This is a genomic window from Candidatus Obscuribacterales bacterium (assembly GCA_019744775.1).
Classification (GTDB): domain Bacteria; phylum Cyanobacteriota; class Vampirovibrionia; order Obscuribacterales; family Obscuribacteraceae; genus SBAT01.
This window is the reverse complement of the sequence record JAIETZ010000008.1, coordinates 94,883-101,383: the sequence shown is the minus strand read 5'-3', so window position 1 is coordinate 101,383 and position 6,501 is coordinate 94,883. Positions and strand designations below refer to the sequence as shown.

Genomic DNA, 6,501 nt, shown 5'->3' with positions numbered 1-6,501 from the left:
ACGAACGGCAAAGAGCTATTGGAAGATTCCTCGCCTTCAGCTCGGAATGACAAAGTCACACACCATGTTAAAGGACCACGACCATGCAAAAATCGCCTCTCGTGCTACGTCCACGATACAACCCGTTAATTGGTTCATTCTTAAACAACGAAGCGCTCATTTCACAAATCGTATTAGCATGTGGCAGTCCAACAAGCGTGCTATTTCCACAAGCAATAGAAGCAAATGTGAAAGCGTTTCAGTCCGTGCTGGACGAATACACACTCAACAGCTCACTCTTCTTTGCGCACAAAGCCAACCAGTCAGACTCCTTGCTGAAGCAACTAGCCGTCTCCGGCGTCAATTGCGATGTAGCATCGGTCGGCGAACTAAAGCACGCGCTCGCAAGTGGATTTAGCGGCAACCGCCTGCAAGCAACAGGACCCAAAGATGTAGACTTCTTGCATCTATGCTTACTGCACGACGTTGCCATCAATGTTGACTGCGTTCAAGAGCTTAAGGACATCTTGTCGGTCAAGGAAGCTCTCGGCATTGCACGCAAGGCTCGAATTCTCTTGCGTCTGAGCAATTTTAAGTTCGGCGATGTCTTTGGTCTTCCTCCTGTTAAGCTAAGCCGCTTCGGCATACACTTTGCACAAATTGCAGAAGTACTAAGCTCCGTCATTGCTCCGCATCGAGATAATCTAGCATTGCTCGGTTTTTCATTCCATTTGGACAGCACCAGCGTTGAAGAACGATCGGAAGCAATTCGCTATTGCTTTGAAGCATTTGAGAAGGCCATTGCGTTAGATCTGACACCACATGTCATCAACATTGGCGGTGGATTTGGCATCAATTATCTCGCTCACGAAGAAGATTGGAGCCGCTATGTGGCAGCACTGAAAGAAGCGGCGCTGACAAGCCAGACAGGTGCACCATCGGCGATCACGTGGAACCACAACTTTTTCGGTCTATCTGCTGAAGGAGGGGCCTTGCGTGGATCTCTCAACGCCTACAGCTTCTTCAACCCCTTGCCTGGCAGCACCTTTCTCAAGGAGCTTCTAGCAAGCAAGTTGCAACCATTCGACAAATGCGCACTTGGAGACATGCTGCGAAACAACGAAATTGCGCTCTGGCTGGAGCCGGGAAGGGCACTTCTTGACCTGGCCGGTGTCACCCTTGCTCGCGTCAACTCGCTCAAGGGACCAAACAACGACATTGTCGGACTTGATATGAAACGCCAGGATCTGGCATTTCTAGATCAAGAAATATTTGTCGATCCCATTCAGATAAGAACTCTCGGCAAATCCGACAAGCGTCAACACAAAGGGTACTTCCTGTCCGGCAACCTCTGCTTGGAAAGCGATTTGATATTCAGGCGTAAAGTGTTCCTGCCGGAGTTACCGCGCAAGGGAGACATCTTCGCCTTTATCAACACGGCTGCATACATGATGGACTTCAGCGTCACTAATTCCATTATGCAGCCGACAGCGCGTCGCGCAGCAGTGGTTGAAGGAAAAGGCAAAGCTCTTATATGGATGCTCGATGAACAATACTCGCCAGTTTGGAAATTGCACTGAGGTACAACCATGCTCATCAAATCAATCACAGCGCTTATCGGGCAAACTCCCTTATTGGAGATTGACCCGAAAGTTCACGGTCTTAAAAACATCAATCTATACGCCAAACTTGAGCACTTGAATCCATTCGGGTCTCTCAAAGATCGTCCAGCGGGTGAAATCCTTGCAGAGGAATTCGAAGACATTGAAGCGTCCAAGCAGACGGTCATTGAATCATCAAGTGGCAATATGGCCAAAGCAATGCAAGTGCTTTGCTCAATGCGCGGGATTCCCTTTCGCGTTGTCGCTAACCGTTTTCCCGTGCCAGAAGTTAAGCACATCTTGCAAGTACTTGGTGCACAAATAAGCGAATTTCCAGCGATGTCATCTTGTCCCGATCCTAATGATCCCAACAACCCCATTGCTTACATTGAAAGGGAAATGAACGGCAAGCCTGGCAAGTACTTCCATACTTCTCAGTTCACTAACGAGAAAAACATGCGCGCTCACTTTTTTGGAACAGGATATGAAATCATAAGAGATCTACGCGCGCCTGTTGATTATTTCATCACCGGACTAGGAACCACCGGATCTTCACGCGGAGCCGGCGAGCATTTGAAATCAGTCAATACCAAATTGCAATTAGTTGGCGTTGTAGCGCGACCCGGACAATCCATTCCAGGCATTCGCAATTCCGACGAGCTGTTTGAGGTAGGACTCTTCAAGAAAGATGTCTACTCACGCATTGTAGAAACAAGCATCAACGAATCCATAGACGGAATGCTAATCCTTGCCCGCCAGCTAGGCGTCCTAGCTGGTCCGACAAGCGGTGCTTCGTATATCGCGGCACTTAAACACTTAAGGACAATTGATAAAAGGCTAAAACAAAAACGGAACGCCGTATTCATCGTCTGTGACAGGCTCGAATGGTATCTATCCTATTTGCAAAAGTATCGCCCGGAACTATTCGGTTACGCGACACGCAAGGACACACCACGAAATCTACCAGAAGATGTTTGCTCACAAGCGCCGCAAGTCAATGTGGAACAAGCACTGACATTGCTGTCTGCTAATCCCCACTGCCTAGTTGTAGATCTTCGTGGCAGTCTTGCCTTCAAATCCGGTCACATCGAGGGCGCGATCAACATGCCGTCTGATGTGCTGGAAGACCTTTGCGAAATGGGCGTGCCCTTTTCCAAGAAGCACCATGTCCTCTTCGTTTGCCCACAAGGAGACGATTCCCGCAAGTTCGCCGCATTTCTCACACAACACGGTATAACAAGCGCAAGTCTCTCCGGCGGCTTCGTCGCCTGGCGCGACGCTGGGATGCCAATTTTCAGGCCAATGTTACAACAGTAAACACCTATGTCATTTCGAGCGAAGGATGCATAGCATCCGTAGTCGAGAAATCTGCTGCATGGATTCGAAGTTGCTCGCGATCACGGGTAACTTCGGTTCGGTCTAGCAGATGTCTCGACTCGCCTTCGGCTCGGTCGACATGACAGTAAAACACGAGGTTCCTCATGCTAAACACAGACCAAATTCGCTCCCAATTCCCCATCTTCGCTCAACATCCGGACACCATCTTCTTCGACAATGCCGCAACCGCGCAAAAGCCTCAGACAGTAATCGACACCATCAATGCGTTTTACACCGAAAATTGCGCGAACGCCGGGCGAAGCATGTACAAAATGAGCACATTGCTCAAGACTCGTATCGAAGAAGCGCGCACTCGAGTTGCTACTTTCATCGGCGCCAACCCCGAAGACATCTGCTTCACCAGCGGCGCAACGGAAAGTCTCAATATCATTTCTCTAGCTTGGGGTTTAAACAATCTAAAGACAGGCGATGAGGTGATGCTTTGCTTGGAAGATCATGAATCAGCAGTTCTACCATGGTTTCACTTAAGAGACCAATTGCGCGCATTCGGAATAAAGATAAAGCTCATACCCATTCGCATGCACGAACATGGAGACTATGCGCTTAAACACATTGCCGCCTCGAAAACCGCACGTACGAGAATCATGGCAATGTCACACATCCACCATCTCTATGGCTTGGATATGGAAGTCAAAGAAGTTAGACAAATCCTCGGCAAAAACGTCCTAATTGCACTGGACGCCAGTCAAAGCGTTGGTCATTGCACAGTTGATGTCAACGAACTGCCGGTGGATTTCCTCGTATTTGGTGGCCATAAGATGTTCGCCGCCAATGGTGTCGGTATCCTTTGGGTGTCGCCCAAGCTACGCAAGAAACTCAATCCAGTAATAGTAGGCGGCGGCATGAGGATTGATCCATCCGGCAAAAAGCTAAAAATCCAGTCGAATACGCTTGCCAATGTTCTGGAGTCCGGCACACAGAATACTCCGTCAATTTTGTCTCTCGTTCCGGCTATTGATTTTATCGAAAGCATCGGAATCAATAATATCGAGCAGACAATCGACAGGCTTACCAAAAGCCTGTACTTTCAACTCAAACAACTTCCCGGCATTGAATTTTCGCCGGGCGTAGACCGTTGTAATTGCGCGCACGGCTACGGTGTCATTTCCTTCCGGTTTGCACAAGCAGCAACCGCAGATGTATCTGCCTTACTTTCCAGTCACAACATTCTTGTAAGAGCCAATAGCCATTGCCTTTTCAAGAAAGCCACGGGCGACAACTACCTGCGAATAAGTCTACACGTATACAACACCGAGCAAGAAATCGCACACCTCATAGAGATCCTGCGCAATAACCTGCTGTAAGCGTTTACGAGCTCAAATTTAGGAGAATGCCAATGTTAATGCCAACATTTCCAGTATCACGAAAGGATTTCACGGACCGTGTTTTGAAATCCACACTACCCGTAGTCGTCAAGTTCACATCTGCTAACGATGGTGCATGCCGCATCTTTACTCCTTATGTGAAGAAATTCGCTTCCCAATACAATTTTCAAATCAAGATCTATGAGATGAGTATTGATGTGCCCGAAAATAAGGCTATATTCGAAAGCTTCGCGACCACACAAGACATACCAGCTCTTGTGTTTTTCGACAAAGGCACTGTACTTCATTGCTACCAGGGTTTTGAACCAGGACAGTATGAGAATCTTCGCCAGATATTCGCGTCCTTCGTAAAAACAACGCGGTGCGAACAATACATTCCGCCAAAGAATCTAGAGGAGCGAGAAAAAGAATATCTTGAGCTGGTCAATGCAGCCGAAGCAATCTATCTGTCCGAATCAGCTGCGGCAATTAGAGAGCCTATGGACGCTATCTGGAATCAACTTGGAGCAGCTGAGACATTCCAATCCCTGCGACAAGCCGTCCTAGATGCTACCTCAGCACCAGAGAAGAAACTCATCTCAGCAGTGCATACTGCCGGACACGAATACTCACTAAATGGCACCAGCATCAAGAAGTCCGGATTGCCGCAGAAATTTATCGATGCTCTTCTCGGACTCGGACACCATACTGTCGAATCACTCTATGGAGCAATGATTGCAGCACCAGAGGCTCTGCGTCCGTACCTACAAAAGTTCGGACTAGACTACGACGAAGTCGGCCCCAAGCTGAAAGCAATGATTCCACAAGAAACGCTTGATGAATGGGACAAGTTAAAAGATCTTCCCTGTCCAACCGGGTTGCTTCTCGAAGATGACCCCAGTCGTCGTCGCAAGCGCAGATTCGGCGTGATACGTCGAGACGACGACAAGAAATAACTCTGCTAAAAAGCATAACTGCGCAGCAAGGATGGGGTGTGCTCTTCCCAAGCCACTCCGTCCTAGTCCTGCAGGAGCAGACTTTTTATTTACTAGACAAAGGAGAAAATGACTACGCCAGGAACAGATCCACCAGCACCGCCTTTCAATAAGAACAGCAACATGCTTCGCGAAATTGATTCTAAGATCGCTAACGTTGACGCCTACTTGCGGCTAAAGATAAACGATCCGAGCTATCGTCCAGGACAAAAACAGTACGAGCAGTTGTCTGCATATGAGCAGCAACGGCTATTACAGTTGAGCCGGGATTCTCGCGGCTAGGACAGCGGGCGCATGCAATGCGCCCCTACTTTTTTGGGCTGCTTTACGACGACCACTAGTAGGTGTCTAATGCCAGTTGGGAGATTTGCTGCCGGCTACGTATGTGGATTGTGCGTTTGTACTTGGACCGCGATGCTTGATGAGGACACTTACGGTTTGGGCGCGTACTTCGGGTGACAGTGATTGGTCTTGGAGAATGCCGCGCATTTGTTCTAAGCGGTCGTTGCCGAAGTCTGCGTCGAATATGTCGTCGGAGTCAACTACGCCGCATTGGCGAGCCAGTGAGCGTGTCTCTGGATCGAAGAGTGCGCTGGATACATTGCCGAAGTGTCTTTGATTGACTTGGTCAACAAATCTTTGAGCGGCGCTTGGTCCTGCCGGAATTGTCGGTGGCACAATTGTTGGAGCATGTGCTGCTAGTTGTTCGTCAGCAGGACGATTTGTCACTGGTGGATTTTGCCATTGGGCATGTTGTGTTTGATCAACAACCATCGGCAATTGACGCTTCTGCTTTGTGCGCACGCGCGGGTAGTTAATTGGTTCCACGTCTTGATACTGTTGCATCTGGGCAGGGTAGCGCGTTCCATAATAGTTGTATGGACGATAGCCATAGCCGTTATAGCCGTTGTTGTAGGCGTATGGACTAGCAATAGAATTCGCTGCTGAGTTTATGAAGTAGAGCGGATTGGTTCGATAACCATAGCCGTTGTAATAGTTGCCTTGTCCCCACAGCATGTTCAAGGGCCACATGCGCCACTTGTACCAGGGATATGGCAGTAAGCCCGTGTAATACTGCGCTTGCGCCGGCTGGGCAAGACTTACGCTCAAGGCGAGCACTGTGACGATACCGGCAAAAATCTTCTTGGTATTCAGCATTACCCTTTGATACCAGAAACAGAGCCGTGATCCATTAGACGGCACTAAGAATGACAGAGGGCGCAT

The 6,501-nt window shown here is 48.8% G+C and carries 6 protein-coding genes; 5 read left to right on the top strand and 1 reads right to left on the bottom strand.

Features of this window, described 5'->3' with window-relative positions:
- Positions 1 to 83: 83 nt before the first annotated feature.
- The 5 genes from K2Y22_15290 (at position 84) to K2Y22_15270 (ending at position 5,559) form a co-directional block, all read left to right on the top strand.
- Positions 84 to 1,559: a hypothetical protein gene (locus K2Y22_15290; GenBank protein ID MBX9879821.1), complete on the top strand. Its 1,476-nt coding sequence runs from the start codon at positions 84 to 86 to the stop codon at positions 1,557 to 1,559.
- A 9-nt stretch (positions 1,560 to 1,568) separates the two neighbouring features.
- Positions 1,569 to 2,897, top strand: a complete 1,329-nt coding sequence (locus K2Y22_15285; protein ID MBX9879820.1) for a pyridoxal-phosphate dependent enzyme — start codon at positions 1,569 to 1,571, stop codon at positions 2,895 to 2,897.
- Between the two features lie 164 nt (positions 2,898 to 3,061).
- On the top strand, positions 3,062 to 4,282 hold the full coding sequence (locus K2Y22_15280) for an aminotransferase class V-fold PLP-dependent enzyme (GenBank protein ID MBX9879819.1): 1,221 nt from the start codon (positions 3,062 to 3,064) through the stop codon (positions 4,280 to 4,282).
- Between the two features lie 32 nt (positions 4,283 to 4,314).
- A complete protein-coding gene (locus tag K2Y22_15275; protein ID MBX9879818.1) occupies positions 4,315 to 5,238 on the top strand; it encodes a hypothetical protein in 924 nt (307 codons plus the stop codon).
- A gap of 108 nt (positions 5,239 to 5,346) precedes the next feature.
- Entirely contained in the window at positions 5,347 to 5,559 is a 213-nt protein-coding gene (locus K2Y22_15270) for a hypothetical protein (protein MBX9879817.1), read from the top strand.
- A gap of 66 nt (positions 5,560 to 5,625) precedes the next feature.
- Here the strand turns inward: K2Y22_15270 and K2Y22_15265 are convergent, their stop codons facing one another.
- The gene (locus K2Y22_15265) at positions 5,626 to 6,435 is read right to left on the bottom strand and encodes a hypothetical protein (GenBank protein ID MBX9879816.1); all 810 of its coding nucleotides are present in this window, start codon (positions 6,433 to 6,435) and stop codon (positions 5,626 to 5,628) included.
- Positions 6,436 to 6,501 lie beyond the last annotated feature (66 nt).

Coding starts and splice junctions, on each gene's coding strand:
- K2Y22_15265 (MBX9879816.1), bottom strand. CDS start 6,435: ATGCTGAATACCAAGAAGATTTTTGCCGGTATCGTCACAGTGCTCGCC.
- K2Y22_15290 (MBX9879821.1), top strand. CDS start 84: ATGCAAAAATCGCCTCTCGTGCTACGTCCACGATACAACCCGTTAATT.
- K2Y22_15270 (MBX9879817.1), top strand. CDS start 5,347: ATGACTACGCCAGGAACAGATCCACCAGCACCGCCTTTCAATAAGAAC.
- K2Y22_15275 (MBX9879818.1), top strand. CDS start 4,315: ATGTTAATGCCAACATTTCCAGTATCACGAAAGGATTTCACGGACCGT.
- K2Y22_15285 (MBX9879820.1), top strand. CDS start 1,569: ATGCTCATCAAATCAATCACAGCGCTTATCGGGCAAACTCCCTTATTG.
- K2Y22_15280 (MBX9879819.1), top strand. CDS start 3,062: ATGCTAAACACAGACCAAATTCGCTCCCAATTCCCCATCTTCGCTCAA.